General features: G+C 67.8%; 21 protein-coding genes and 1 riboswitch. Of the genes, 17 read left to right on the top strand and 4 right to left on the bottom strand.

Annotated elements, in window-relative coordinates; all coding sequences use genetic code 11:
• Window positions 1–23: 23 nt before the first annotated feature.
• Window positions 24–914, top strand: a complete 891-nt coding sequence (locus DIE23_RS05095; protein WP_124611107.1) for a LysR family transcriptional regulator — start codon at window positions 24–26, stop codon at window positions 912–914.
• 197 nt (window positions 915–1111) lie between these two features.
• Here DIE23_RS05095 and andR read toward each other — a convergent pair whose 3' ends face one another.
• Window positions 1112–2068, bottom strand: coding sequence for an anthranilate 1,2-dioxygenase regulatory protein AndR (andR, locus tag DIE23_RS05090; protein ID WP_124611106.1), 957 nt, complete (start codon window positions 2066–2068; stop codon window positions 1112–1114).
• A 210-nt stretch (window positions 2069–2278) separates the two neighbouring features.
• Between andR and andAc the strand changes: the two genes are divergently transcribed.
• From andAc to DIE23_RS05065, 5 genes are all read left to right on the top strand, one after another.
• Entirely contained in the window at window positions 2279–3550 is a 1272-nt protein-coding gene (gene andAc, locus DIE23_RS05085; protein WP_124611105.1) for an anthranilate 1,2-dioxygenase large subunit AndAc, read from the top strand.
• Between the two features lie 14 nt (window positions 3551–3564).
• Entirely contained in the window at window positions 3565–4053 is a 489-nt protein-coding gene (andAd, locus tag DIE23_RS05080; RefSeq protein ID WP_059601577.1) for an anthranilate 1,2-dioxygenase small subunit AndAd, read from the top strand.
• 17 nt (window positions 4054–4070) lie between these two features.
• Window positions 4071–4397 carry an anthranilate 1,2-dioxygenase ferredoxin subunit AndAb gene (andAb, locus tag DIE23_RS05075; protein WP_124611104.1) on the top strand — a complete coding sequence of 109 codons (327 nt, stop codon included), beginning with the start codon at window positions 4071–4073 and terminating at the stop codon, window positions 4395–4397.
• On the top strand, window positions 4387–5607 hold the full coding sequence (gene andAa / locus DIE23_RS05070) for an anthranilate 1,2-dioxygenase system ferredoxin--NAD(+) reductase (protein WP_124611103.1): 1221 nt from the start codon (window positions 4387–4389) through the stop codon (window positions 5605–5607). The genes andAb and andAa overlap by 11 nt, the downstream gene beginning before the upstream one ends.
• 164 nt (window positions 5608–5771) lie before the next feature.
• Complete coding sequence (locus DIE23_RS05065; protein WP_124611102.1) at window positions 5772–7058, top strand: DUF445 domain-containing protein; 1287 nt, start codon at window positions 5772–5774, stop codon at window positions 7056–7058.
• 51 nt (window positions 7059–7109) lie between these two features.
• Here the strand turns inward: DIE23_RS05065 and DIE23_RS05060 are convergent, their stop codons facing one another.
• Complete coding sequence (locus DIE23_RS05060; RefSeq protein ID WP_006750245.1) at window positions 7110–7409, bottom strand: addiction module antidote protein; 300 nt, start codon at window positions 7407–7409, stop codon at window positions 7110–7112.
• A 3-nt stretch (window positions 7410–7412) separates the two neighbouring features.
• Window positions 7413–7730, bottom strand: coding sequence for a type II toxin-antitoxin system RelE/ParE family toxin (locus DIE23_RS05055; protein ID WP_124611220.1), 318 nt, complete (start codon window positions 7728–7730; stop codon window positions 7413–7415).
• A gap of 393 nt (window positions 7731–8123) precedes the next feature.
• On the opposite strand from DIE23_RS05055, the gene DIE23_RS05050 reads away from it, so the two are divergent.
• The 11 genes from DIE23_RS05050 to DIE23_RS04995 all read left to right on the top strand — a co-directional run bounded on the left by DIE23_RS05050 (window position 8124) and on the right by DIE23_RS04995 (window position 23982).
• Entirely contained in the window at window positions 8124–9764 is a 1641-nt protein-coding gene (locus DIE23_RS05050; protein WP_124611101.1) for an acetolactate synthase large subunit, read from the top strand.
• A 28-nt stretch (window positions 9765–9792) separates the two neighbouring features.
• On the top strand, window positions 9793–11226 hold the full coding sequence (locus tag DIE23_RS05045; RefSeq protein WP_124611100.1) for an aldehyde dehydrogenase family protein: 1434 nt from the start codon (window positions 9793–9795) through the stop codon (window positions 11224–11226).
• Between the two features lie 243 nt (window positions 11227–11469).
• Window positions 11470–13053 (top strand): Na+/H+ antiporter, encoded by a 1584-nt coding sequence (locus tag DIE23_RS05040; RefSeq protein ID WP_124611099.1) that lies wholly within the window; start codon window positions 11470–11472, stop codon window positions 13051–13053.
• A 505-nt stretch (window positions 13054–13558) separates the two neighbouring features.
• Window positions 13559–14692, top strand: coding sequence for a hybrid sensor histidine kinase/response regulator (locus tag DIE23_RS05035; protein WP_124611098.1), 1134 nt, complete (start codon window positions 13559–13561; stop codon window positions 14690–14692).
• 123 nt (window positions 14693–14815) lie between these two features.
• Window positions 14816–16492: a methyl-accepting chemotaxis protein gene (locus tag DIE23_RS05025; protein WP_124611097.1), complete on the top strand. Its 1677-nt coding sequence runs from the start codon at window positions 14816–14818 to the stop codon at window positions 16490–16492.
• Window positions 16489–17001 (top strand): chemotaxis protein CheW, encoded by a 513-nt coding sequence (locus DIE23_RS05020; RefSeq protein ID WP_124611096.1) that lies wholly within the window; start codon window positions 16489–16491, stop codon window positions 16999–17001. The genes DIE23_RS05025 and DIE23_RS05020 overlap by 4 nt, the downstream gene beginning before the upstream one ends.
• The gene (locus tag DIE23_RS05015; RefSeq protein WP_124611095.1) at window positions 16998–18425 is read left to right on the top strand and encodes a protein-glutamate O-methyltransferase CheR; all 1428 of its coding nucleotides are present in this window, start codon (window positions 16998–17000) and stop codon (window positions 18423–18425) included. The genes DIE23_RS05020 and DIE23_RS05015 overlap by 4 nt, the downstream gene beginning before the upstream one ends.
• Before the next feature lie 45 nt (window positions 18426–18470).
• Complete coding sequence (locus DIE23_RS05010) at window positions 18471–19175, top strand: chemotaxis protein CheW (protein WP_124611094.1); 705 nt, start codon at window positions 18471–18473, stop codon at window positions 19173–19175.
• On the top strand, window positions 19172–21481 hold the full coding sequence (locus tag DIE23_RS05005) for a hybrid sensor histidine kinase/response regulator (RefSeq protein ID WP_124611093.1): 2310 nt from the start codon (window positions 19172–19174) through the stop codon (window positions 21479–21481). Before DIE23_RS05010 ends, DIE23_RS05005 begins: the two co-directional genes overlap by 4 nt.
• Window positions 21478–22497, top strand: a complete 1020-nt coding sequence (locus DIE23_RS05000) for a chemotaxis response regulator protein-glutamate methylesterase (RefSeq protein WP_124611092.1) — start codon at window positions 21478–21480, stop codon at window positions 22495–22497. The genes DIE23_RS05005 and DIE23_RS05000 overlap by 4 nt, the downstream gene beginning before the upstream one ends.
• Window positions 22498–22557: 60 nt before the next feature.
• Window positions 22558–22661: riboswitch (Fluoride riboswitch) on the top strand.
• Between the two features lie 79 nt (window positions 22662–22740).
• Window positions 22741–23982: a voltage-gated chloride channel family protein gene (locus DIE23_RS04995; protein WP_124611091.1), complete on the top strand. Its 1242-nt coding sequence runs from the start codon at window positions 22741–22743 to the stop codon at window positions 23980–23982.
• 94 nt (window positions 23983–24076) lie between these two features.
• Here the strand turns inward: DIE23_RS04995 and DIE23_RS04990 are convergent, their stop codons facing one another.
• Window positions 24077–24790 carry a riboflavin synthase subunit alpha gene (locus DIE23_RS04990; RefSeq protein WP_124611090.1) on the bottom strand — a complete coding sequence of 238 codons (714 nt, stop codon included), beginning with the start codon at window positions 24788–24790 and terminating at the stop codon, window positions 24077–24079.
• Between the last annotated feature and the right edge of the window lie 166 nt (window positions 24791–24956).

Here is a 24956-nt window from a genome sequence, read left to right as displayed (position 1 = left end):
CTTCCATACCTTTGAGGCATGAAATGGAATTGCGCCAGCTCCGGTACTTCATCGCCGTCGCGGAAGAAATGAACATCACGCGGGCCGCGGAGCGGCTGCACATGACGCAGCCGCCGCTGAGCCGCCAGCTCCAGGCGATCGAGGACGAGGTCGGGCTGCCGCTGTTCGAGCGCGGCGCGCGGCCGCTGAAACTGACCGATGCGGGGCGCGTGTTCTATGCGCAGGCGACGCGTGTCGTCGAACAGGCCGATGAGCTCGGCCCGCTGACGCGGCGGCTCGCGCAGTTGTCGGAGCGGATCGTGATCGGCTTCGTGCCGTCGACGCTCTATGGCGCGCTGCCGGACGTGATTCGCGCGTTTCGCGAGGCGCACCCGGAAGTCGAACTGTCGCTGATCGAAATGTTCACGCTCGAGCAGCTCGGCGCGCTGAAGGGCGGGCGGATCGACGTCGGGTTCGGCCGCCTGCGCTTCGACGACGACCAGCTCGTGCGCGAGGCGCTGATCGAGGAAAAGCTGATCGCGGCGCTGCCGGTCGGGCATCCGCTCGCGGATCCGGACCGGCCGCTGACGCTCGCGGACATCGCGAACGAGACGCTGATCGTCTATCCGAGCACGCCGCGGCCGAGCTTCGCGGACCAGCAGCTGTCCGCGCTGCGCGACGGCGCGCTCGTGCCGGCGGCCGTGCACGAGGTGCGCGAACTGCAGACGGCGCTCGGGCTCGTTGCCGCGCAGGTGGGCGTGTCGCTGGTGCCGGAAAGCGTGGAGGGCGTGCGCGTGAAGGGCGTCGTCTACCGGCGGCTGCCGGAACCCACGGCGACGTCGCCGATCATCATGAGCCGCCGGCTGCACGGCGAAAGCGCCGCGACGACCGCGTTCTGCGCGATCGCGCGGGAGATGATCGTGTCGACCGGGTAAGGGCGGGGCCGTTTGCGTATCGATCGCAACTAACGGTCAATTTCGACGCGCTTGGCCGAATGCGGAGAGGGCGTCGCGATGCGATGCGATGGTATCTGCCGTTGGCACAGGCGGACAGCGAGCCGGCAAGCTGACCAAGCCGGCAGGTCGGCAAGGTCGGCAAGGCGGCAAGGCGGCAAGGCGAAGGCGGCGCCCGCCTACCGCTTGGCGTCGAGCGTCTCCGAAGGCGATTCGCCGAACTTCTCCCGATACGCGATCGCGAACCGCCCGAGGTGCGTGAACCCGCAATCGAGCGCGATATCGGCGATCCGTCGTTCGGACGCCGACCCGCGCAGCAACTCCCGCGCATGCACGAGCCGCGTCGCGCGCAGGTATTGCATCGGGCTCATCCCGCGGAACTGCAGGAACGCGTCGCGCAGCGTCCGTTCCGGCACGTTGGCGGCCTGGACGATATCGGCGAGCTGCAGCGGCTGCGCGTAATGCGCGTTCACGAACTCCTGCGCGCGCCGCACGAAGCCCGGCGCCGGATCGTTGCGTGCGCTCGGTACCGACGGCGGGTGGCCCTCGATCAGCAAATCGATCAGCAGGTGCTCGAGTTGCGACGCGACGCGCGGATTGGCATTGGCGCGTTCCAGCAGCTCCGGCGAGCGGGCGACGAGCATCAACTGCTGGCGCCACGCGGCAAGCGCGGCATCGCTGATATGCAGCACGGGGTCGAGCGTCGCGCGCGGGTCGCCGGTCAGCGAACCGACGGTCGCCGCGTCGATGCGCAGCACGAACTGCTCGCAGTCGGCGGACAGCACCGCGTCGAAGCGCTCGCCGGGTGCGCACAGCACGCCCGTCTGCCCGTCGACGCCGAGGCGACGCCCCATCGCATGGACTTCCGCCTGCCCGGACAGGCAGAACATCAGCAGGTAATAGCCGTCGACGGCGTCGACCTGCACGCGCATCGCGTCGCCGAACGCGATGGTGCCGATTCCGAGGCCGCCGAGCCGGACGAAATCCATATGCGATGCGCCTTGCACGCGGCCGCTCGGCAGCAGTGCGTGCGGCTGCATCACGCGCGAGATCCGCTCGCGCGTCTCGTCGAGATCGCAGGATTCGAACAGCCGGTGCGCGCGCAGCGCAAGCGGCTCGAACGACGTTGGGGACATGGGCATCGGCCTTGGTGTGGACGCGCGCTTCGATCCGACGAATGGGTCTCGATCGTGCGCACGGTCGCGTGTGTCGCCATGCTAGCGCAGAAATCCGCCGAAAGTGGATATTGCGCCGCCGCAATCGCACTTTCCGGATAGACGCCGAATATTAGCTTTTCAAAAATGGGCTCCATGCAATCAACGAAACGGAACCACAAGGAGTCCGACATGGAGCAGACTGAATCGCCCGTCGTATTCGCCGCGCGCGACGACGCGTCCGATGTGCACTTTCCGCACGACGACGGCTCGCGCGTGCCGTACAAAGTATTCAGCTCGCGCGCGGTCTACGATCGCGAGCAGGAACGCATCTTCCGCGGGCCGACGTGGAACTTCGTCGCGCTGGAAGCGGAAATCCCGAACGCCGGCGACTTCAAGAGCACGTTCGTCGGCGATACGCCGGTCGTCGTCACGCGCACCGAGGACGGCACGCTGTCCGCGTGGGTGAACCGCTGCGCGCACCGCGGCGCGCAGGTCTGCCGCAAGTCGCGCGGCAACGCGAGCTCGCACACGTGCGTCTACCACCAATGGAGCTTCGACAACCAGGGCAACCTGCTCGGCGTGCCGTTCCGGCGCGGCCAGAAGGGGATGACCGGGATGCCGGCCGACTTCGACCCGAAGCAGCACGGGCTGCGCAAGCTGCGCGTCGACAGCTATCGCGGGCTCGTGTTCGCGACCTTCAGCGATGAAGTGGGGCCGCTGCCCGACTATCTCGGCGAGCAGATGCGTCCGTGGATCGACCGGATCTTCCACAAGCCGATCGAGTATCTCGGCTGCACGCGCCAGTATTCGAAGTCGAACTGGAAGCTGTACATGGAGAACGTGAAGGACCCGTATCACGCGAGCATGCTGCACCTGTTCCATACGACCTTCAACATCTTCCGCGTCGGGATGAAGGCGCGCTCGATTCCGGATGCGAACCACGGGCTGCACAGCATCATCACGGTGACGAAGACGGGCGACGATACGTCGGCCGCGTACAAGCAGCAGAACATCCGTTCGTTCGACGAAGGCTTCCATCTGGAAGACGAGTCGATCCTCGATCTCGTGTCGGAATACGACGAGGACTGCACGAACCATATCCAGCCGATCTTCCCGCAGCTCGTGATCCAGCAGATCCACAACACGCTGGTCGCGCGCCAGATCCTGCCGAAGGGGCCGGACAACTTCGAGCTGATCTTCCACTTCTTCGGCTATGCGGACGACACGCCCGAGCTGCGCGCGCTGCGCATCAAGCAGGCGAACCTCGTCGGGCCGGCCGGCTATATCTCGATGGAGGACACGGAGGCGACCGAACTGGTGCAGCGCGGCACGGTGCGCGACGCCGACGCGACGTCGGTGATCGAGATGTCGCGCGGCAATCCGGACCAGCAGGACACGGTGATCACCGAAAGCCTGATCCGCAAGTTCTGGGTCGGCTACCAGAAGCTGATGGGCTATTGAAGCGGGAGCACGGAATGATGGAAAACCTGACTGAAGACATGAAGACGTGGTTCGAGATTTACATGCTGCAGAACCGCTACATCGGCCACCTCGACAACGACCGGCTCGAACACTGGCCGGAAATGTTCACCGAGGACTGCACGTACGAGATCGTGCCGAAGGAGAACGCGGATCTCGGGCTGCCGGTCGGGATCGTCCACTGCACGAACCAGCGGATGCTGCGCGACCGCGTGGTGTCGCTGCGGCACGCGAACATCTTTGAAGAGCATACGTACCGGCACATGACGTCGGGTCTCACGATCGTCGCGGAGCGCGACGGCGAGATCGATACCGAGAGCAACTACGTGGTCGTGCAGACGCGCAGCAACGGCGAATCGAACGTGTACCAGGCCGGCAAGTACTACGACACGGTCGTGCGCACGCCCGACGGGCTGCGCTACAAGACCAAGCGCGTGATCTACGACACGTCGCGCGTGCAGACGCTGCTCGCGACCCCGATCTGACGAAGCAAGGAATCGACATGACTGAAGCAACGCTCGCCGAATGGCATCTGCTGGGCGCATTCGACGAATTCTCCGAAGACGAACCGGCGGCGCGCGTCGCCGGCCAGAAGCCGATCGCGGTGTTCCGGATCGGCGACGAACTGTTCGCGATGCACGACCTCTGTTCGCATGGTCACGCGCGCTTGTCCGAAGGCTATGTGGAGGACGGCTGCGTCGAGTGCCCGCTGCACCAGGGGCTGATCGACATTCGCACGGGTGCGCCGAAATGCGCGCCGATCACCGAGCCGGTGCGGACCTATCCGATCCGGATCGTCGACGGGCAGGTGGAAGTCAATGTCGGCTGACCCGTTCGTGATCGTCGGCGCCGGCCACGCGGCGCGGCGCACGGCCGAGGCGCTGCGTGCGCGCGACGCCGATGCACGCATCGTGATGATCGGCGCGGAGCGCGAGCTGCCGTACGACCGGCCCGCGCTGTCGAAGGACGCGCTGCTGAGCGACGGCGGCGAGCAGCGCGCGTTCATCCGCGATGCCGCGTGGTACGACGCGCAGCGCATCGAGTTGCGGCTCGGCACGCGCGTCGATGCGATCGAGCGCGACGCGCAGCGTGTGCGGCTCGACGACGGCGCGACGTTGCCGTACGCACGGCTCGTGCTCGCGACGGGTTCGCGGGTGCGCGCGTTCGGCGGCCCGGTCGACGAAGGCGTGGTTCCGCATTACGTGCGCACCGTGGCCGACGCGCGTGCGTTGCGCGCGCGGCTCGCGCCGGGGCGCCGCGTGGCGGTGCTCGGCGGCGGCTTCATCGGCCTCGAAGTGGCGGCCGCGGCACGCCAGCTCGGGTGCGACGTGACGGTGATCGACCCGGCTCCGCGCTTGCTGCAGCGTGCGTTGCCGGAAGTCGTCGGCGCGTATGCGCGGCAACTGCATGACGCACGCGGCGTGATCTTCCAGATGGCGACGCTGCCGCGCGCGATTCGCCGCGCACCGGGCGGCGGCGCGATCGTCGAGACCGATCGCGGCGACGTGCAGGCCGATATCGTCGTGGTCGGGATCGGCGTCGTGCCCAACGTCGAGCTCGCACAGGCGGCCGGCCTCGAGGTCGACAACGGGATCCGTGTCGATGCGGGCTGCCGCACGACCGATCGCGCGATCTTCGCGGCGGGCGAGGTCACGATGCACTTCAATCCGCTGCTCGGGCGCCACGTGCGGATCGAGTCGTGGCAGGTCGCGGAAAACCAGCCGGCCGTCGCGGCCGCGAACCTGCTCGGTGCGGACGAAACCTATGCCGAACTGCCGTGGCTGTGGTCCGATCAGTACGACTGCAACCTGCAGATGCTCGGGCTGTTCGGCAGCGAGCGGATGACCGTCGTGCGCGGCGATCCCGCGGGCGGGCCGTTCACGGTGTTCGGGCTGGGCGACGACGGGAAGATTGCAGCGGTGGCCGCGGCGAACCTGGGGCGTGACATCGGTGCATCGCGGCGGTTGATCGCGGCAGGCGCCGTGCCCGATCCGGCGAAGCTCGCCGATCCGGCGGTGAACCTGAAAACGTTTCTCTGAGGCAACGCGCGAACGCGGCCCACCAGGCCGTGTTCGCGCCGGGTAGCTGGAACGTGGAAAGAGTCCTGTTCCGGACAACCTTTCCGGCGCGTGCAATGCACACAGGTTTGTCGCGGGCCGGCGATCGGTGCATATTAGCGGCATTGCCGTTTCACCGGTCGCCCATGACGCCAGACAAAGCCCTCGAACTGAAACGCAGCAAGCGCCGCGCGCTGTGGCTGCTGCTGGCCGCCGTCGCGGTGTTCGTCACGACGATCCTGTTGCCGCGCGGCCCGTGGGTCGATGGCTTCAAGGCGGTGGCCGAGGCCGCGATGGTCGGCGCGCTCGCCGACTGGTTCGCGGTCGTCGCGCTGTTCCGCCGCGTGCCGATTCCGTTCGTGTCGCGCCACACCGAGATCATCCCGAAGAACAAGGACAAGATCGCCGACAACCTCGCGGTGTTCGTGCGCGAGAAATTCCTCGGCCCCGACGCGCTCGCCGCGCAGATCCGCCAGCACGATCCCGCGCGGAAACTCGGTGCATGGCTCGGCGAGCCCGCGAACACCGACGCGCTCGGCGGTTACGTGACGAAGCTGATGAGCTTCGCGCTCGACATGACCGACGACGCGCGGATCCAGTCGTTCGTCCACGACGCGTTCCGCGCGGTGATCGACCGGATCGACCTGTCGCAATCGGCCGGCGCGATCCTCGATACGCTGACGAAGGACGGCCGCCACCAGGCGCTGCTCGACGACGCGATCGAACAGGTGGTCGACGTGCTCGACAAGGAAGAGAACCGTGAGGTGATCGCGGGCTTCATCGTCGAGTGGCTGAAGACGCAATACCCGAAGGTCGAGAAGATCATGCCGACGCAGTGGTTCGGCGAGAACGGCGCGCGCATGCTGGCCAGCGCGGTGAGCCGCGTGCTCGAGAGCGTGGCGGCCGATCCCGAACACGAGCTGCGGCAGCGCTTCGACCGCACGGTCGTCCGGCTGACCGAGCGGCTGAAGTACGATCCCGCGTTCATCGCGAAAGGCGACGAGATCAAGCGCTACATCCGCGACGGCGACGCGTTCAACGACTATGTGCGTGATCTGTGGGACCAGTTGCGCGCCTGGCTGAAGGCCGATCTCGCGCAACCGGATTCGGCGCTGCACCGGCAGGCCGCGACGCTCGGCGGCTGGCTCGGCGCGCGGCTCGCCGAGAGCCCGGCGCTGCGTGCGTCGCTGAACGAGCACATCGAGAAGGCCGTGCACGAGATGGCGCCGGATTTCGCGGATTTCCTGATGCGCCACATCCGCGATACGGTGCGCAACTGGGATGCGCGCGAGATGTCGCGGCAGATCGAGCTGAACATCGGCAAGGACCTGCAGTACATCCGCATCAACGGCACGCTGGTCGGCGGGCTGATCGGGCTCGGGCTGTATCTGGTATCGCTGGTGCCGCGCTGGGCGGGCGCATGGCTGCATTGACGCGGCCGCGGCCATCGTACACATGATGGCGCGCCGCCGCGCGCCGTTGAATCACGCGTGCGCCTTCGCGCCGTGCAGTTGCAGGCCGAGCGCCTTGATCACCTTCAGGATCGTGCCGAAGCTCGGGTTCCCGTCGTGCGACAGTGCCTTGTACAGCCCTTCGCGGGACAGGCCCGCGTCGCGCGCGACCTGCGACATGCCGCGCGCGCGGGCGATCACGCCGAGCGCATGCGCGATGAAGGCCGGGTCGTCGCCGGCTTCCTGCAGGCAGGCCTCGAAGTAGTCGGCCATGTCGTCGTCGGTTTTCAGGTGTTCGGCCGAATCCCACGGCCGGGTCTTGATCTTGTCCATCGGTCACTCCAGGTCGAGCCGCTCGAGCATCGCGTGCGCGGCGCGGATGTCCGCCCGTTGCGTCGACTTGTCGCCGCCGCAGAGCAGGATCACCCATATCGTTCCGCGCCTGACGTAATAGACGCGATAGCCGGGGCCGTGGTCGATACGCATTTCGACGACGGGGGAGCCGGCGGATTTCCAGTCGCCCGGATTGCCCATCGACAGGCGGTCGATGCGCGCCTGGATGCGTCGCCGGGCGACGCGATCCTGCAGGCCGGCAAACCACGTGTCGAAGACGTCGGTGGTCCGGATGCTGAATGTAGGCGCACTGTAGGGCATGGATAGCAGTATGTCAACCATGGTTCACAGGTTCGATGAATGGAATTCGATTGCTCCTACAGTAGGGCCACGCGCGCCGTTTGACGCCGAATTGGCCGTCAGGCCGACCCTGTCGCGAGGCCGGACCCGGCCATTCGGTCGAAGTCGGAATTCCGCGAATCCGTCTACAATCAAAAACGTCCTTGCCGCCCGCACGTGCTTGCCGCGCGCGGGCGGATCCGTTTGTCCTCCTGCATACGGAGGCGCCGCCGCGCGTTGCACACGTTGCTTCGCACGGCGGGCAACACCGTGGTCAGTGTCCAGTAGGTAAGCGTCCGCGTGCCGTAGGCCGGCGCGGGTTCTGAACGCCGCGCGCCTGTAAGCCGGGCAGGCGGCATCAACCGAGAGTCCCCCATGAAAGCATCGGATCTGTTCGTGAAGGCGCTGGAAGCCGAAGGCGTCGAGTACGTGTTCGGCATTCCCGGCGAGGAAAACCTCGATCTGCTCGAATCGCTGCGGCGATCGAAGATCAAGCTCGTGCTGACCCGGCACGAGCAGGCGGCCGGGTTCATGGCCGCCACCTACGGCCGCCTGACCGGCCGCACCGGCGTGTGCCTCGCGACGCTCGGGCCAGGCGCGACCAACTTCGTGACGGCCGCCGCGTATGCGCAGCTCGGCGGCATGCCGATGCTGATGATCACAGGGCAGAAGCCGATCAAGTCCAGCAAGCAGGGCCACTTCCAGATCGTCGACGTCGTCGACATGATGCAGCCGCTCACGAAGTTCACGCGGCAGATCGTGTCGATCGGCAACATTCCGTCGGCGGTGCGCGAGGCATTCCGCCGCGCGGAGGAGGAGCGCCCGGGCGCCGCGCACCTCGAACTCCCGGAGGACATCGCGCACGAGGAGGGCGACGGCAAGCCGATTCCGCGCAGCTACAGCCGGCGGCCGGTGGCCGAGGAGAAGGCGGTCGCGCACGCGATCGACGCGATCCAGGCCGCGCGTCATCCGCTGTTGATGATCGGTGCGGGCGGCAACCGCAAGACGACCTGCAAGATGCTGCTCGAATTCGTCGACAAGACGGGCATCCCGTTCTTCACGACGCAGATGGGCAAGGGTGTGATCGACGAAACGCATCCACTGTGGCTCGGCAACGCGACGCTGTCCGACGGCGACTTCGTGCACCGCGCGATCGAGCATGCGGACTGCATCATCAACGTCGGCCACGACGTGATCGAGAAGCCGCCGTTCTTCATGCGCACGGACGACAAGATCGTGATCCACGTGAACTTCCTCGGCGCGCAGGTCGATCCCGTCTACTTCCCGCAGATCGAGGTGGTCGGCGACATCGCGAACGCGGTATGGCAGATGAAGGAAGCGGTGACGCCGCAGCCGCACTGGGATTTCGAGCGCTTCGCGATGATCAAGGCGCATTTCGACGCGCACCTGGAGAAGGGCCAGCACGACCCGCGCTTCCCGATGTATCCGGTGCGGATCGTCAACGACCTGTACAACGCGCTGCCGGTCGACGGGATCGTCTGTCTCGACAACGGGATGTACAAGATCTGGTTCGCGCGCTACTGGCGTGCCCACGAACCGAACTCGCTGCTGCTCGACAACGCGCTCGCGTCGATGGGCGCGGGCCTGCCGTCGGCGATCGCGACGAAGATCGTGCATCCGCAGCGCAAGGTGATCGCCGTATGCGGCGACGGCGGCTTCATGATGAATTCGCAGGAACTTGAAACGGCCGTGCGGCTGAAGCTCGACATCGTCGTGATGATCCTGCGCGACGATGCGTTCGGGATGATCCGCTGGAAGCAGGAAAACATGAACTTCCCCGATTTCGCGATGACGCTGAAGAATCCCGATTTCGTGTCGTATGCGCAAAGCTACGGCGCGCACGGGCATCGCGTCGAGGCGGCCGACGATCTCGAACCGTTGCTGCGCGATTGCTTCGCGACGCCGGGCGTGCACGTGATCGATGTGCCGATCGACTATTCGGACAACGAGCGCGTGCTCAACCGCGAAATCAAGCGCCTGTCGGCGCAACTCTGAATCCGCAGTTCACCGGAAGGAGCATTCCATGCTGAAGGATACCTATCCGTACTATCTGGCCAACGAGGCCGTCTACGCGAACACCGATCTGGAAGTGACCGACAAGTTCAGCGGCAAGGTCGCGACGCGTGTCGCGCTGGCCGACGCGAAGGCGATCGATGCGGCCATCGGCGCGGCGGTCGACGCCGCGAAGCCGATGCGCGAGTTGCCGGCCTACAAGCGGCAGGCGGTGCTCGACCACTGCGTCGCGCGCTTTCGCGAGCGCTTCGACGAGCTGGCCGAGGCGCTGTGCATCGAGGCCGGCAAGCCGATCAACGATTCGAAGGGCGAGGTGACGCGGCTGATCGATACATTCCGCGTCGCGTCCGAGGAGTCGGTGCGCATCGACGGCGAAGTGATCAACCTCGAGATCTCGGCGCGCGCGCAAGGCTATACCGGCTATACGCGGCGCGTGCCGATCGGCCCGTGCTCGTTCATCTCGCCGTTCAACTTCCCGCTGAACCTCGCCGCGCACAAGGTCGCACCCGCGCTGGCCGCGGGCTGTCCATTCGTGCTGAAGCCCGCGAGCCGCACGCCGATCGGCGCGCTGATCATCGGCGAGGTGCTCGCGGAAACCGACCTGCCGAAGGGCGCGTTTTCGGTGCTGCCCGCGCATCGCGACGGCGCCGACCTGTTCACGACCGACGAGCGCTTCAAGCTGCTGTCGTTCACGGGCTCGCCGGCCGTGGGCTGGGCGCTGAAAGAGAAGGCCGGCAAGAAGAAAGTCGTGCTCGAACTCGGCGGCAACGCGGCGGCGATCGTCGACGCGGATCAGCGTGATCAGCTCGACTACGTGGTCGATCGCCTCGCGTTCGGTGCGTATTACCAGTCGGGCCAGAGCTGCATCGGCGTGCAGCGGATCCTCGTGCATGCGGACCTGTACGACGCACTGCGCGACAAGCTGGTCGCGAAGACACGTTCGCTGAAGATGGGCGATCCGAAGGATCCGTCAACGTTCGTCGGCCCGATGATCTCCGAATCCGAATCGCGCCGGCTGTCGGGCTGGATGGACGCAGCCGTTGCGGCGGGCGCGAAGATCGTCGCGGGCGGCAAGGTCGACGGCGCGATGTTCGAGGCGACGCTGCTGGAAAACGTGGGCCGCGAACAGGATCTCTACCGCAAGGAGGCATTCGGTCCGGTCGCGATCCTCGAGAAGTTCGAGCGCTTCGACGATGCGCTCACGCGCGTCAACGACAGCGACTTCGGGCTGCAGGCCGGCGTGTTCACCGATTCGCTCGCGCATGCGCAGCGCGCATGGGACGAACTGGAGGTGGGCGGCGTCGTGATCAACGATGTGCCGTCGTTCCGCGTCGACAACATGCCGTATGGCGGCGTGAAGGATTCGGGGCTCGGCCGCGAAGGGATCCGCTACGCGATCGAGGACATGACCGAGCCGCGGCTGATGGTCGTGCGGCGCCGCTAGCGCGAGGGGAGGCGGCATGACGGCACGCGGGCGGGCGATCGCGCCGGCCCGCGTGCCGTTTTCGTTTCGGCGCACACCGACGGGTGCGGCGACTCGCGCCGTGCGCCATCGTGGCGGCACCGCGTGTCGCGCCGGCCGAACACGCTCGACTGCACGCGTCGCATCGTGATGTAATCGCGCGAAATAGCCAACCAGGGTACGACACCGGCTGGCATGCGCATTCATTCCTCACGAGGTCGATTCATGTCCCCCGTCTCGGCATTCAAGCTGATTCTGTTGTCATTCCTCGCGATCGTCGCGCTCGAATGCATCGCCAAGCGGCTGCGGTTGCCGCCTGCGGCCGCGCTGCTGATCGGCGGCATCGGCATCGCGTTCATTCCCGGCCTGCCGCCGATCAACCTCGATCCGGAACTCGTGCTGCTCGTGTTCCTGCCGCCGCTGCTGATGGACGGCGCGTATTTCACGGTGTGGGAGGAGTTCAAGCACAACGTGGGCGGCATCCTGCTGCTCGCGATCGGCGCCGTGGTGTTCACGACATTCGCGGTCGGCTTCGCCGTGCACTGGGTCGTGCCGTCGCTGCCGTGGGCCGCGTGCTTCGCGCTCGGCGCGATCGTGTCGCCGCCCGATGCGGTGGCCGCGAAGGCGGTGCTCGAACGCGTCGCGCTGCCGCGCCGCCTGATGGTGCTGCTCGAAGGGGAGAGCCTGCTGAACGACGCGGCGGGCCTGGTGCTGTTCCGCTTCGCGGTCGCCGCCGCGCTGACGGGCGCGTTCAGCTTCGAGCACGCGGTCGTGCGCTTCGCGGAACTCGGGCTCGGCGGCGTCGTGGTCGGCTTCCTGGTCGGCAAGCTCGTCGTGTGGTTCCTGAAGCTGCTCGACGACGACTATCTGGTGATCACCGTGGCGGTGATCGCCGGCTGGATCGCGTACATCGCCGGCGAAATGGTCGAGGTGTCGGGTGTGATCGCGACGGTCACGGCCGGCATGATCATCGGCTGGCACCAGCACGAAGTGTTTTCGGCGGCCGTGCGCACGCGCGGCACCGCGTTCTGGCGGGTCATCGTGTTCCTGCTCGAGGCGCTGGTGTTCGTGCTGATCGGGCTGTCGCTGCGCGGCGCGATCCACCGGCTCGGCGGTTTCGAGCAGGTGCTCGGCACGATGATGCCGGCCGTGCTCGCGGTGCTGGCGGCCGTGATCGTGTCGCGCTTCGTGTGGGTCTATGCCGTAGAAGTGCTGAAGTGGCCGGTACGCGGGATCGTGCGGCGTGGCGGCGCGCCCGACTGGAAGGCCGCGACGGTCATGAGCTGGGCCGGCATGCGCGGGGTCGTGACGCTGGCGATCGCGCTGTCGCTGCCGGAGGCGATGCCGGGCCGCGACGTGATCCTGGTCGCGTCGTTCGCGGTGATCCTCGTCACCGTGCTGCTGCAGGGCACGACCATCGGGCCGCTGATCCGGCTGCTGCGCCTGCCGCAACGCGAAGAGCGCGCCACGCATCATCTGACCGAGCCGCAGACGTGGGCGCATATCGAGGCAGCACAGCTCGCGGCGATCCAGCCGCTGGTGCGCGACGACAGCGGCAAGGTGATTCACCCGCGCCTGCTGGAGCAATACACGTATCGTGCGGAACTGACCGAGCGGGCGAAGGACGAGCCTGAATATCCGGCGGAGGTCCGCATCGCGCACTACGACGTCGTCCTTGCCGGGATCAAGGCCGGGCGGGCCGAACTGCTGAGCCTGCACCGATCGGGCCGCATTCACGACGAGATGCTGCACATGGTCGAGCGCGATCTCGATCTGCAGGAAGTGTCCGCGCAGCACGCGCGCGGGTAACCGGCCACGCGGGCGGGCCGTGAACGCACGGCCGCCTTGCCGCGCCAACCGGGTTCGGCCGGCGGCGCCCCATGCCTTCGCGTCGCGGCCGATCCGGTCGCGGCGCGCGACTTTCCCCCTCCCGCTCTCCGATTCCGTCGCATCGGAATCCGGCCCCGATACGTTCGACGCGAGGGCCTTGCAGCGCATGCAAACCTCGTGGCGCCGGCTTCGCAAACGTTGTCGTCTTTCGCGTCCGGAAATGATCTGATTTATCTGAATCCCTCTCTTTCACCATATTTGGCAAAACTAAACCGGAAGGAGATAGATGCTGTGTTCTAATTTCATTTAGAATCAGCCGGTTATCTTTATTGAGAGAAAGAAAGCGGAGGTAATGCGACCGTCGTCGGGGGAAAATCGGCGTTCGGAGCCCCGTGAGGCAATGCCGACAGGCCAGATCGGCAATAACAAGCGGATTACTCAGCCACTAAATTGAGATTGCGTCCAAGTCGGATAAACAACTCCTGTGAAAGAATCAATTGGAGATTTGGCGTTTGAAGCGGTATTTATGAAAGAATCGAGCGGTGAAAATGCGCCTGATTGTCTCGAGTCGGGGCTATCGGTTCTGCTCGTCGACGATCAGCCGTTCGTCGGTGAGGTGATCCGTCGCGCGCTGCGGGGCGAGCACGACATCGACCTGCATGTGTGCACCGACGCGCACCGGGCGATGGCGGTCGCGCGCGACGTGAAGCCGACGGTCATCCTGCAGGATCTCGTGATGCCGGAAATCGACGGCCTCGACCTCGTTCGCGCGTGGCGCGCGGACGCCGGCACCGCACGCGTGCCGATCATCGTGCTGTCGGCGAAGGAGGAGCCGATCGTCAAGCGCGAGGCGTTCATCGCCGGCGCGAACGACTATCTCGTGAAGCTCCCGGACGCGATGGAACTGACCGCGCGCATCCGCTATCACTCGAATTCGTACCTGATGTCGCGGCAGCGCGACGAAGCGCTGGATTTCCTGTCGCACGACATGCGCTCGCCGCAGACGTCGATCCTCGCGTTGCTCGAGGTCTACCGGACCGAGCACGGCGACATGCCGGCGATCATGGAGCGCATTTCCGGCCACGCCCGGCGCGCGCTCGCGCTCGCGGACGGCTTCATCCACCTGACGCGCGCGCAGTCGGAACGCCGCGCGCACGAGGTCCTGAGTCTCAACGAGATCGTGCTCGACGCCGTCGACCAGCTGTGGGAGAAGGCGGCCGGATTCGGCAGCCGGGTCGTCGCCCACGTGCCCGACACCGAGTGCGTGACGATGGGCGACCGCATGATGCTCACGCGCGCGGTCGCGAACCTGATCGACAACGCGCTGAAGTACGGCCCGGCCGGCACGGACGTGCATTGCACGCTGAGCGACGACGACGGTGCCTGGCTGATCGGCGTCGAGGACGCCGGCGCCGGCATCGCGTCCGAGCAGCGCGCGGCCGCGACCGAGTCGTTCGTGCGACTCGAATCCGCGCATGGCGCGGCGCGCGGCGGCTTCGGCCTCGGGCTTGCGTTCGTCCGCGCGACAGCCGCGCGGCATCGCGGCCAGATCCTGATGCGCAATACGGCGCGCGGCTTCATGGTCGCGCTTCGGCTGCCGGCGCAAGCGGAGCGATGATTTCGCGGCGCGGCCCGCCGGTGCCGCGCTGCCCGCGGACCCCGATTCGCTCGTGGCGCGCCGTCCGGCGCGCAGGCGGGCGCGGTTTTTTTCAACGCTGATTATAGAAAACCCATAACGAACATGGCCACCGTGACGCCCCGCGCGACCAATGAAAGCCTGCACCCGACGATCGGCGCCGCCCGGCTGACGCTCGGCAACCGTATCCTGCTCAGCTTCGGCGTGCTGTTCGTGCTGATGCTGGTGACGGCCGGCGTGTCCTACGAGCGCCTGCGCGCGATCAACAGCGAAGCCGTCAGCATCGAACGCGACTCGCTGCCGGGCGTCTATCTCGCGGCGTCGCTGCGCGGGGCGGTCAACGAATCGTTCACGATGCTGCAGCAGGCGACGTTCGTCGATACCGATCCCGAGGCCGTCCAGCGCGATCTCGCGAAGATCGGCGATGCGGTGAAGGACGTCGAGTCGTTGTCGGTCGACTACCAGAACACGACGTTCCGCGACGACGATCGTCAGCGCTTTGCGACGTTCCGCGCGTCGTTCGATCGCTACCTGCCGCTCCTGAACGACGCCGTGCAAAAGCATCGGGTATCGCACGAAGAGTCCGTCGCCGCGTACGCGAAGGTGCAGCCGGCATGGGCCGAGGTCGTGCGCAACGCGAATTCGCTGGTGCAGGAGAACCGCAAGTTCGCCGACCAGTCCGCGAAGCTGATCCGCGAGTCGGTGCAGGACACCGAGATCGTGCTCGCTACCGCGCTGGGCATCGTGCTGCTGTCCGCGCTCGCGCTCGGCTACGGGCTGTTCCGCGCGGTTACCGTGCCGATGGCGCGGCTCGTCGAGGTGCACGACGTGATGCGCACCGGCAACCTGACCCGTCGCCTCGACCTGCGCCGCCGCGATGAATTCGGCACGCTCGAGACGGGCTTCAACCGGATGGCCGACGAGCTGACCGAACTGGTCGCGCGCGCGCAGCAGTCGTCGCTGCAGGTGACGACGTCGGTCGCCGAAATCGCGGCGACGTCGCGCGAGCAGCAGGCGACCGCGAACGAAACCGCGGCGACGACAACCGAGATCGGTGCAACGTCGCGCGAGATCTTCGCGACGTCGCGCGACCTGCTGCGCACGATGAACGAGGTGGCCGGCGTGGCCGAGCAGTCGGCGACGCTCGCGGGCGTGAGCCAGAGCGGCCTCACGCGGATGGGCGAGACCATGCGCAGCGTGATGGATGCGGCGGGTTCGGTGAATGCGAAGCTCGCGATCCTCAACGAGAAGGCGCTGAACATCAACCAGGTCGTCGCGACGATCACCAAGGTGGCCGACCAGACGAACCTGCTGTCGCTGAACGCGGCGATCGAGGCCGAGAAGGCCGGCGAGTACGGCCGCGGCTTCGCGGTCGTCGCGACCGAGATCCGCCGCCTCGCCGACCAGACCGCCGTGGCGACCTACGACATCGAGCAGACGGTGAAGGAGATCCAGTCGGCCGTGTCGGCAGGCGTGATGGGGATGGACAAGTTCTCCGAGGAAGTGCGTCGCGGGATGCTCGACGTGCAGCAGGTCGGTGGGCAGCTGTCGCAGATCATCGCCGAGGTGCAGACGCTCGCGCCGCGCTTCCAGATGGTCAACGAAGGGATGCAGACGCAGGCGAACGGTGCCGAGCAGATCACGCAGGCGCTGTCGCAACTGTCGGAAGCCGCGCAGCAGACGGCCGAATCGCTGCGCCAGTCGTCGCAGGCGATCGACGACCTGACGCTCGTCGCGAACCAGTTGCGCACCAGCGTGTCGCGCTTCAAGGTCGACGCGTGACGCGCGCCGAGTCGCAAGGCGGCGCGCATGCGCTGTTCCTGATGTTCGAGCTCGACGGCGAGCGCTATGCGCTCGACGCGGCCGACATCGACGAGGTGTTGCCGCTCGCGACCACCAAGGCCGTGCCCGGCGCGCCCGCATGGATTGCCGGGCTGCTGATGCGCGGCGGCCAGCCGGTGCCCGTGATCGACGTGCCGATGCTCGCGCTCGAACGGCGCGCGCATGCGCTGCGTTCGACGCGGCTGGTGATGGTTCGCTATCGCGTCGGGCAGCGCGACCGCGAGCGCGTGATCGGCCTGATCGTCGAGCGCGCGACGCAGACGCTGCGGATCGACCGCACGGCGTTTCGCGCCAGCGGCGTATCGACCGCGCGCACGCGCTGGCTCGGGCGCGTCGCGAACACGCCCGACGGGATCGTGCAGCAGGTCTCGGTGTCGGACCTGATCGACGACGTTGCGCGCCTGTATCTGTTCGACGGCCTGCCGGGCCACGGAGGGGAGTCCGCATGAAAGAGTCCGATTCGCGATTTCGCGGCTGGCTGCTGCGCGAGACCGGCATCGACCCCGATTCGCTCGGCAACGATTTCCTGAGCCGCGCGCTGACGGAGCGCGTGCAGGCGCTGCAGGGCGACGGCGAGCGGCTGCCGTCGGCGGCGCGGCCGCCCGTCACGCCGGAAGCGCTCGATGCCTACTGGCAGCAGCTCAACGCGTCGGCCGACGAACGGCGCGCGCTGATCGAACTGTTCGTCGTGCCGGAGACGTGGTTCTTCCGCGATCGCGAGGCGTTCGCGACGCTCGCGCGGCTCGCGGCCGAGCGGCTTGCCGCGATGCCCGGGCGCGTGATCCGCGTGCTGAGCGCGCCGTGCTCGACCGGCGAGGAGCCGTATTCGGCGGCGATGGCGCTGCTCGACGCCGGGCTCGAACCGGCCAGCTTCACGATCGACGCGATCGACCTGAGCGCGCGCGCGATCGAACAGGCGCGGCTCGGCTGCTACGGGCGCAATGCGTTTCGCGGCACGGCGACCGAGTTCCGCGGCCGCTATTTCACGCCGGCCGCCGACGGCTGGCTGCTCGACGAGCGCGTGCGCGCGTGCGTGCAGTTTCGCCAGGCGAACCTGGTCGAACCGGGCATCGATACGGGCATCCGCTACGATTTCGTGTTCTGCCGCAACGTGCTGATCTATTTCGACCGCGACGCGCAGGACCGCGTGATCGGTTCGCTCGAAAGCGCGCTCGCCGACGACGGGATGTTGTTCGTCGGGCCGGCCGAAACGGGCGTCGCGATGCGGCACGGGATGCGCTCGGCACGCGTGCCGCTGGCGTTCGCGTTTCATCGCGTGCGCGGCGGCGTCGCGGCGGACGGGGACGCGACCCGCCATGCGGCACCGGTGCCGGCGGTTGCGCCGTACCGGCGCACCGAGCGCTTCGCCGTGGCGCCGCCGGCTGCGACGCGCCCGCTGCTGGCTGTCGTACCGTCGACGTGGATCGATGCCGCGCCGTCGCGTGCCGCGTTTGCACCGGCCGAGCGCCCGATGGCGTTCGAGCCGCGGGCCGACTTGCGCGTTGACTCGCTGACCCATGCGGCCCACGTGGCCGACACGGCCGCGCCGGCGACGCCGGTCGCCGACAGCGCCGCGCCGACGCTCGAGGAAGCGCAGGCGCTGGCCAACGCGGGCGCATTCGACGAGGCCGAGCGCGTGCTCGCGCAGTTCTCCGCGCACGCCGGGCCGCACGCCGACGCGTTCTACCTGAACGGGCTGATCGCGGATGCGCGCGGGCGAGTCGCGGAAGCCGGCGATTTCTACCGGAAGGCGCTGTATCTGCGGCCGACGCACCACGAAGCGTTGACGCATCTCGCGACCTTGCTCGACGTCGGCGGCGATGGTGCCGGTGCGCAATGGCTGCTCGAGCGTGCGCGGCGCTCGGCCGGTTAATGAGAACACGGGTTGGGAGCCGACATCGGGATGACCGAGGAAAGAATGAACCGCGACACCGTTGCCACTGACGATACGACGATCGGCGTCGACGATTGCTGGAACCGGATCGGCACGCACGGCGACCGCTCGTGCGAGCGGCTGGCCGACTGCCTGCGCTGCCTGAACTGCCCGGTCTACGCGTATCACGCGGCGAAACTGCTCGAACGCCCGCTCGGCATCGCCGAGATGGCCGATGCCACGCAGCGGATCAGCGCGTTCGACGCGACCCGCGCGCACGGCGACGACGATACGCACCAGGCGGCGCTGGCGTTTCGCGTCGCCGACGAATGGCTCGCGCTGCCGATCGGCGTGCTGCGCGAGATCGCCGGCACGCGCCCGATCCATTCGCTGCCGCATCGCCGCCATTCGGCCGTGCGCGGCGTGGTCAACATTCGCGGCACGTTGCGCATCGCGATCTCGATCGGCGCGCTGCTCGGCCTCGACGCGGGCAAGGGCGCCGAGGGTGGCGCGGACGGCCGTTTCACGCGGCTGCTGGTCGCCGCGCACCAGGGCGAGCCGGTGGTGTTTCCGGTCGATGAAGTCGAGGGTGTGCTGCGCTTCGGCGCATCCGAATGGGTGCCCGTGCCGGCGACGGTCGGGCGCGCGAGCGCCGGCCTGTCGCGCGGCGTGCTGTCGTGGCGCGGCAAGTCGGTGGGCCTGCTCGACGACGATCGGCTGTTCGATGCCGTGACACGGAGCATGCGATGAGCGGCGATGACGATCTGAGTCACCTGTCGCTGCTCGAGCTGTATCGCGAGGAGACGCGCACGCAGACCCAGGCGCTGTCCGAACGCCTGCTCGCGCTCGAATCGGGCGAGCCCGACTCCGTCGCGCTCGAGGCGTGCATGCGTGCCGCGCATTCGCTGAAGGGCGCCGCACGCATCGTCGGCGTGCCGCTCGGCGTCGACATCGCGGGGCGCATGGAAGAATGCTTCGTTGCCGCGCAGACCGGCGCGATCGCGCTGACGGCCACGCATGTCGATGTGCTGCTCGCCGGTGTCGATCTGCTGGTGCGCGTCGCCGATCCGCAGGCGCAGCCGGTGTCGTCGGCGGAGATCGAGGCGTTCGCGCTGGCGCTGACGGGCGCCGACGGCGCGCACGCGATGCCGACATCGGCCTTCGCGCCGCCACCGGCACCGTCGTCCGTCGTGCCGTTTCGCGAGCACGACGGCGCGGCGAACGAACCCGTGGGGGCCGGCGCCGCGGTGCCGCCGCTCGCCGTGTCGGCGCCCGTGCCCGATCCGGCCCACGCCGGCCGCGCGGCCGGTGCGGGTGCGATGCGCCGCGTGCGGGCCGATACGCTGAACCGGCTGCTGAGCCTGTCCGGCGAGTCACTCGTCGAATCGCGCTGGCTCAAGCCGTTCGCGGAGTCGATGCTGCGCGTGAAGCGCGCGCAGCGCGATGCGGCCCGTTCGCTCGATCTGTTGTACGAACAGTTTGCCGACGATCTCGATGCGGGTGTGCTCGCGTCGATGAGCGAAGTGCGGCACATGCTCAACGACCTGCAGCGCTCGCTCGCCGAGCGCATGGACGAATTCGACCGCTTCGAGCGGCGCAGCACGCACATCGCCGAGCAGCTGTATGACGAGGCGCTGCAGTGCCGGATGCGGCCGTTCGGCGACGCGACGCGCGCGTATCCGCGGATCGTCCGCGATCTTGCGCGCTCGCTCGGCAAGCAGGTGCGCTTCTCGATCGTCGGCGAAGGCACGCAGGTCGACCGCGACATCCTCGACCTGCTCGACGCGCCGCTCGGCCACCTGCTGCGCAACGCGATCGATCACGGCGTCGAATCGCCCGACGCGCGCCTCGCGCGCGGCAAGCCGGCCGAGGCGAGCGTGACGCTAGAGGCGCGCCACAGCGCCGGCTCGCTGCTCGTCAGCGTGATCGACGACGGGCCGGGCGTGGACATGGACGCGTTGCGCGCGGCCGTCGTGCGCCAGCGCCTGACCGACGACGAGACGGCCGCGCGGCTGTCCGATCCCGAGCTGCTCGAATTCCTGCTGCTGCCGGGCTTCTCGATGCGCGATGCGGTGACCGACGTGTCGGGGCGCGGCGTCGGCCTCGACGCGGTGCAGGAGATGGTGCGCGGCGTGCGCGGCGCGGTGCGCATCTTCAACGAGCCCGGCGCGGGCATGCGCTTCGTGCTGCAGCTGCCGCTCACGCTGTCGGTGATCCGCAGCCTGCTGGTCGAGGTCGGCGGCGAGCCGTACGCGTTCCCGCTCGCGCACGTGCGCCGCACGCTCGAACTGTCGCACGACGACATCGACGTGCTCGAAGGCCAGCCGCATTTTCCGTTCGACGGCCGGCGCGCGGGCCTCGTCGCCGCGCACCAGCTGCTCGATGCAGGCGAGCCCGGCGTCGCGCGCACGAGCACGGCGGTCGTGGTCGTCGGCGGCGAACCCGAGCTCTACGGTGTCGCCGTCGACCGCTTCCTCGGCGAACGGATGCTCGTCGTGCAGCCGCTCGACAGCCGCCTGAACAAGATCCAGAACATCGCGGCCGGGGCATTGCTCGAGAACGGCGACCCGGTGCTGATCGTCGATGTCGAGGACCTGATCCGCTCCGTCGACAAGCTCGTGCGCGGCGGCCAGCTCGCGAAGCTCAGGCGCGATCCGCAGCTCGCGCGCGCCGACCGGCGCCGCCGCGTGCTCGTCGTCGACGATTCGCTGACGGTGCGCGAACTCGAACGCAAGCTGCTGGAAAAGCGCGGCTACGACGTGACCGTCGCGGTCGACGGGATGGACGGCTGGAACGCGGTGCGCAGCGACGCGTTCGACCTGGTCGTCACCGATGTCGACATGCCGCGCATGGACGGGATCGAACTCGTCACGCTGATCAAGGGCGACCCGATGCTCAAGCGCGTGCCGGTGATGATCGTGTCGTACAAGGATCGCGACGAGGATCGCCGGCGCGGGCTCGATGCCGGCGCCGACTACTATCTCGCGAAGAGCAGTTTCCACGACGAGGCGCTGCTCGATGCGGTGCACGACCTGATCGGGGACGCGCGCGGATGAACATCGGCATCGTCAACGATCTGCCGCTTGCCGTCGAGGCGCTGCGCCGCGTGATCGCGCTGCGCACGGACCACCGCGTGCTGTGGGTGGCGACCGATGGCGACGAGGCCGTGGATTTCTGCGTCGCGCATCCGCCCGACCTGGTGCTGATGGATCTCGTGATGCCGAAGCTCGACGGCGTGGCCGCGACACGGCAGATCATGGCGCGCGCGCCGTGCGCGATCCTGATCGTGACCGCGAGCGTCAGCGCGAACACGTCGTCCGTCTACGAGGCGATGGGTGCCGGCGCGCTCGACGCGGTCGACACGCCGACGCTCGCGCTCGGCCTGCCGTCGGATGCGGCGCCGCAGCCGCTGCTCGCGAAGATCGACCAGATCGGCCGGCTGCTCGAAAGCCGGACCGCGACGCTCGTGCCGCCCGGGCCGGCGCCCGCGCGCGGCCAGCCGACGCTGATCGCGATCGGCGCGTCGGCGGGCGGGCCGACCGCGCTCACCGCGCTGCTGCGCGCGCTGCCGGCCGATCTTCCGGCTGCGCTCGTGATCGTGCAGCACGTCGACCAGGCGTTCGCGGTCGGCATGGCGGAGTGGCTCGACGGCTATACGCGGCTACCCGTGCGCGTCGCGCGGCAGGGCAGCGTGCCGCAGGCGGGCGAGGTGCTGCTCGCGGCGACCAACGATCACCTGTATCTGTCGCCGCGCGGCGTGCTCGGCTATACGCGGCATCCGGCCGAGACGCCGTACCGGCCGTCGATCGACGTGTTCTTCAACAGCGTCGCCGACGGCTGGCAGGGCGACGCGCTCGGCGTGCTGCTGACCGGGATGGGGCGCGACGGCGCGCTCGGGCTGAAGGCGATGCGCGCGAAGGGGTGCTACACGATCGCGCAGGACGAGGCGACGAGCGCTGTTTACGGGATGCCGAAGGCGGCTGCGGCGATTGGCGCGGCGTCGGCGATCCTGCCGCTCGAGCGAATCGCGCCGCAACTGATCTCGCGCGTGACGCGCATGCCGCCCGACTGACGGTGCGCGGCGGCCCCGGCGGGGCCGCATTGCGTGCGACGCGCGGCGTCGCGTACAATTGCCGCCTGCGGAGATGGCATGCCTCCCTGCGGTCGATCCCGGCGCGTCGCGCGCGGTTCGGCCCTCAACCGCCGGTTTGCCCGGCTGATGATGCCTGCGTGTTCCTGGGTTGTCAGGAGGTCGCAGGCCGTCCATGCGGTATTCTGCCGCCCAGGTTTTGATGTCCTGTCGAATCTGGAAATCATGTTTTTCTCGACTTCTGCCGATTTTTTCGCGACCGTGCGCTACGTCTGCCGCTGGCTCGCACTCTCTGCCTTGCTCGGCGCGCTGGCCGGCACGGCTTCCGCGTTGTTCCTGATCGCGCTCGACTGGGCGACCGGCACGCGCGTCGCGCATCCCTGGCTGCTGTGGGGGCTGCCGGCCGCCGGTTTCGCGACCGGCTGGATCTACCACCGGTTCGGCCAGTCGGTCGCGCGCGGCAACAACCTGCTGATCGACGAGATTCACGACCCGAAGGCGCTCGTGCCGAAGCGGATGGCGCCGCTCGTGCTCGTCGCGACCGTCGTCACGCACCTGTTCGGCGGGTCGGCCGGCCGCGAGGGCACGGCCGTGCAGATGGGCGGCGCGCTCGCCGATCGCGTCACGCACCTGTTCCGGCTCGATCGCGAGCATCGGCGCGTGCTGCTGATGGGCGGCATCGCGGCCGGGTTCTCGTCGGTGTTCGGTACGCCGCTCGCGGGCGCCGTGTTCGGGCTCGAGGTGCTCGCGATCGGCCGCGTTCGGTACGACGCGCTGCTGACCTGCGTCGCGTCGGCGATCGTCGCGGATGTCGTGTGCCGCGCGTGGGGTGTGCATCACACCGCTTATGCGATTCCGTTCGTGCCGGCCGTGTCGGCGACGGGGCTGGCCGCGACGGTCGTCGCGGGTGTCGCGTTCGGCGTCGTCGGCCGGCTGTTCGCGTTCGCGACGCATGCGCTGACCGCATGGTTCCGCCGCGTCGTCCGTTATGCGCCGCTGCAGCCGGTGCTCGGCGGCGCGCTGGTGGCCGTGGCCGCCACCGTGCTGAACGTGCCGCAGTATCTCGGCCTCGGGATTCCGACGATCGAGGCCGCGTTTCACGGGCCGCTGCCGGCTTACGATTTCGCGGGCAAGTTCGCGTTTACCGTCGTCACGCTCGCGTCGGGATTCAAGGGCGGCGAAGTGACGCCGCTGTTCTACATCGGCGCGACGCTCGGCAACGCGCTCGGGCAGGTGCTCGCGCTGCCGGTGCCCGTGCTCGCGGGGCTCGGCTTCGTCGCGGTGTTCGCGGGCGCGGCCAACACGCCGATCGCGTCGACGATCATGGCGATCGAATTGTTCGGCGCGGATGTCGGCGTGTATGCGATCGTCGCTTGCGTGGTCGCCTATCTGTTTTCCGGGCACGCGGGGATTTACCGATCGCAGCGGGTGGCGGTGGGGAAGGGGGCGCGGGTGGAAGTGGAGTGAAGTCGGCGTGCAGGGCGGCCGACCGGGCGCATCGCGACGGAAGCCGACGCCCGGTGATCCCGAGAATCACCGGGAAAAGCGGCGTCCGTTGCCGTTACGCCTTCGGCAGCCGCGCGACGTTCCGGGCGAGCAGTTCCTCGATGTCGATACCCTTCTCCGCGAGCAACGTGGTGACGACGCCGGTCAATTCCCCGAGCGTCTCCTTGACCGATTCGCGGATCGTGTCCACGACGACCTGCGTGCTGCGCTCGATCTCGATATTGACCTTGTCGTTGACACCCTTCGCATCGAAGGTGGTCGCGCGTCGCGTTTCGGGAATCAGCCAGACTTCGAACCAGCCTTCGTCGCGATTGACGTCCGACACGGTGAGGCTGCAGCCGTTGATCGCGATATAGCCCTTCGCGAACACATAATGTTTGAAATCGGCCGGCACGCCGATGCGGATCATCCGGTTGTGTTCGGACGACGCGATGTGCAGGATGGTCCCCATGAAGTCGACGTGACCGGACAGCGGATGTCCGCCGATTTCCGCGCCGTCCTTCGCGGCCCGCTCCACGTTGACCCGGGCGCCGGTCGTCAGGTCGGCCAGCGTGGTGATTCGCAGGCTCGGCAACATCACGTCGAAGTCGATCAGCAGCGGGGAGTGGATGGTCGTCACCGTCAGGCAGACGCCGTCGACCGAGACGCTCGCGCCGATCTCGATGTCGGTGGTGAACCGCTCGGGAAATTCGATGCTGAACGTTCTCAGCTCGCCGTGATCCTTGATGGCCTTGATGACGCCAACACCCTGAACAATGCCTGTAAACATGATCTGCCTTTCGTCGCAAATTGCCTGGCCGGTATGATAAGTGATCCGGGGAACCCCCATCACGAACGTGGTTGTGCAGCGGAATGCGGCGCTCGCGGATGCCTGCGGAAACAAAATGCCGTGCATCGGCACGGCCTCGTTCCACATCTGAATACCGACATGACCC

Source organism: Burkholderia sp. Bp9143 (assembly GCF_003853645.1).
Lineage (GTDB): Bacteria > Pseudomonadota > Gammaproteobacteria > Burkholderiales > Burkholderiaceae > Burkholderia.
This window is presented reverse-complemented; position numbering and strand designations above follow the sequence as displayed.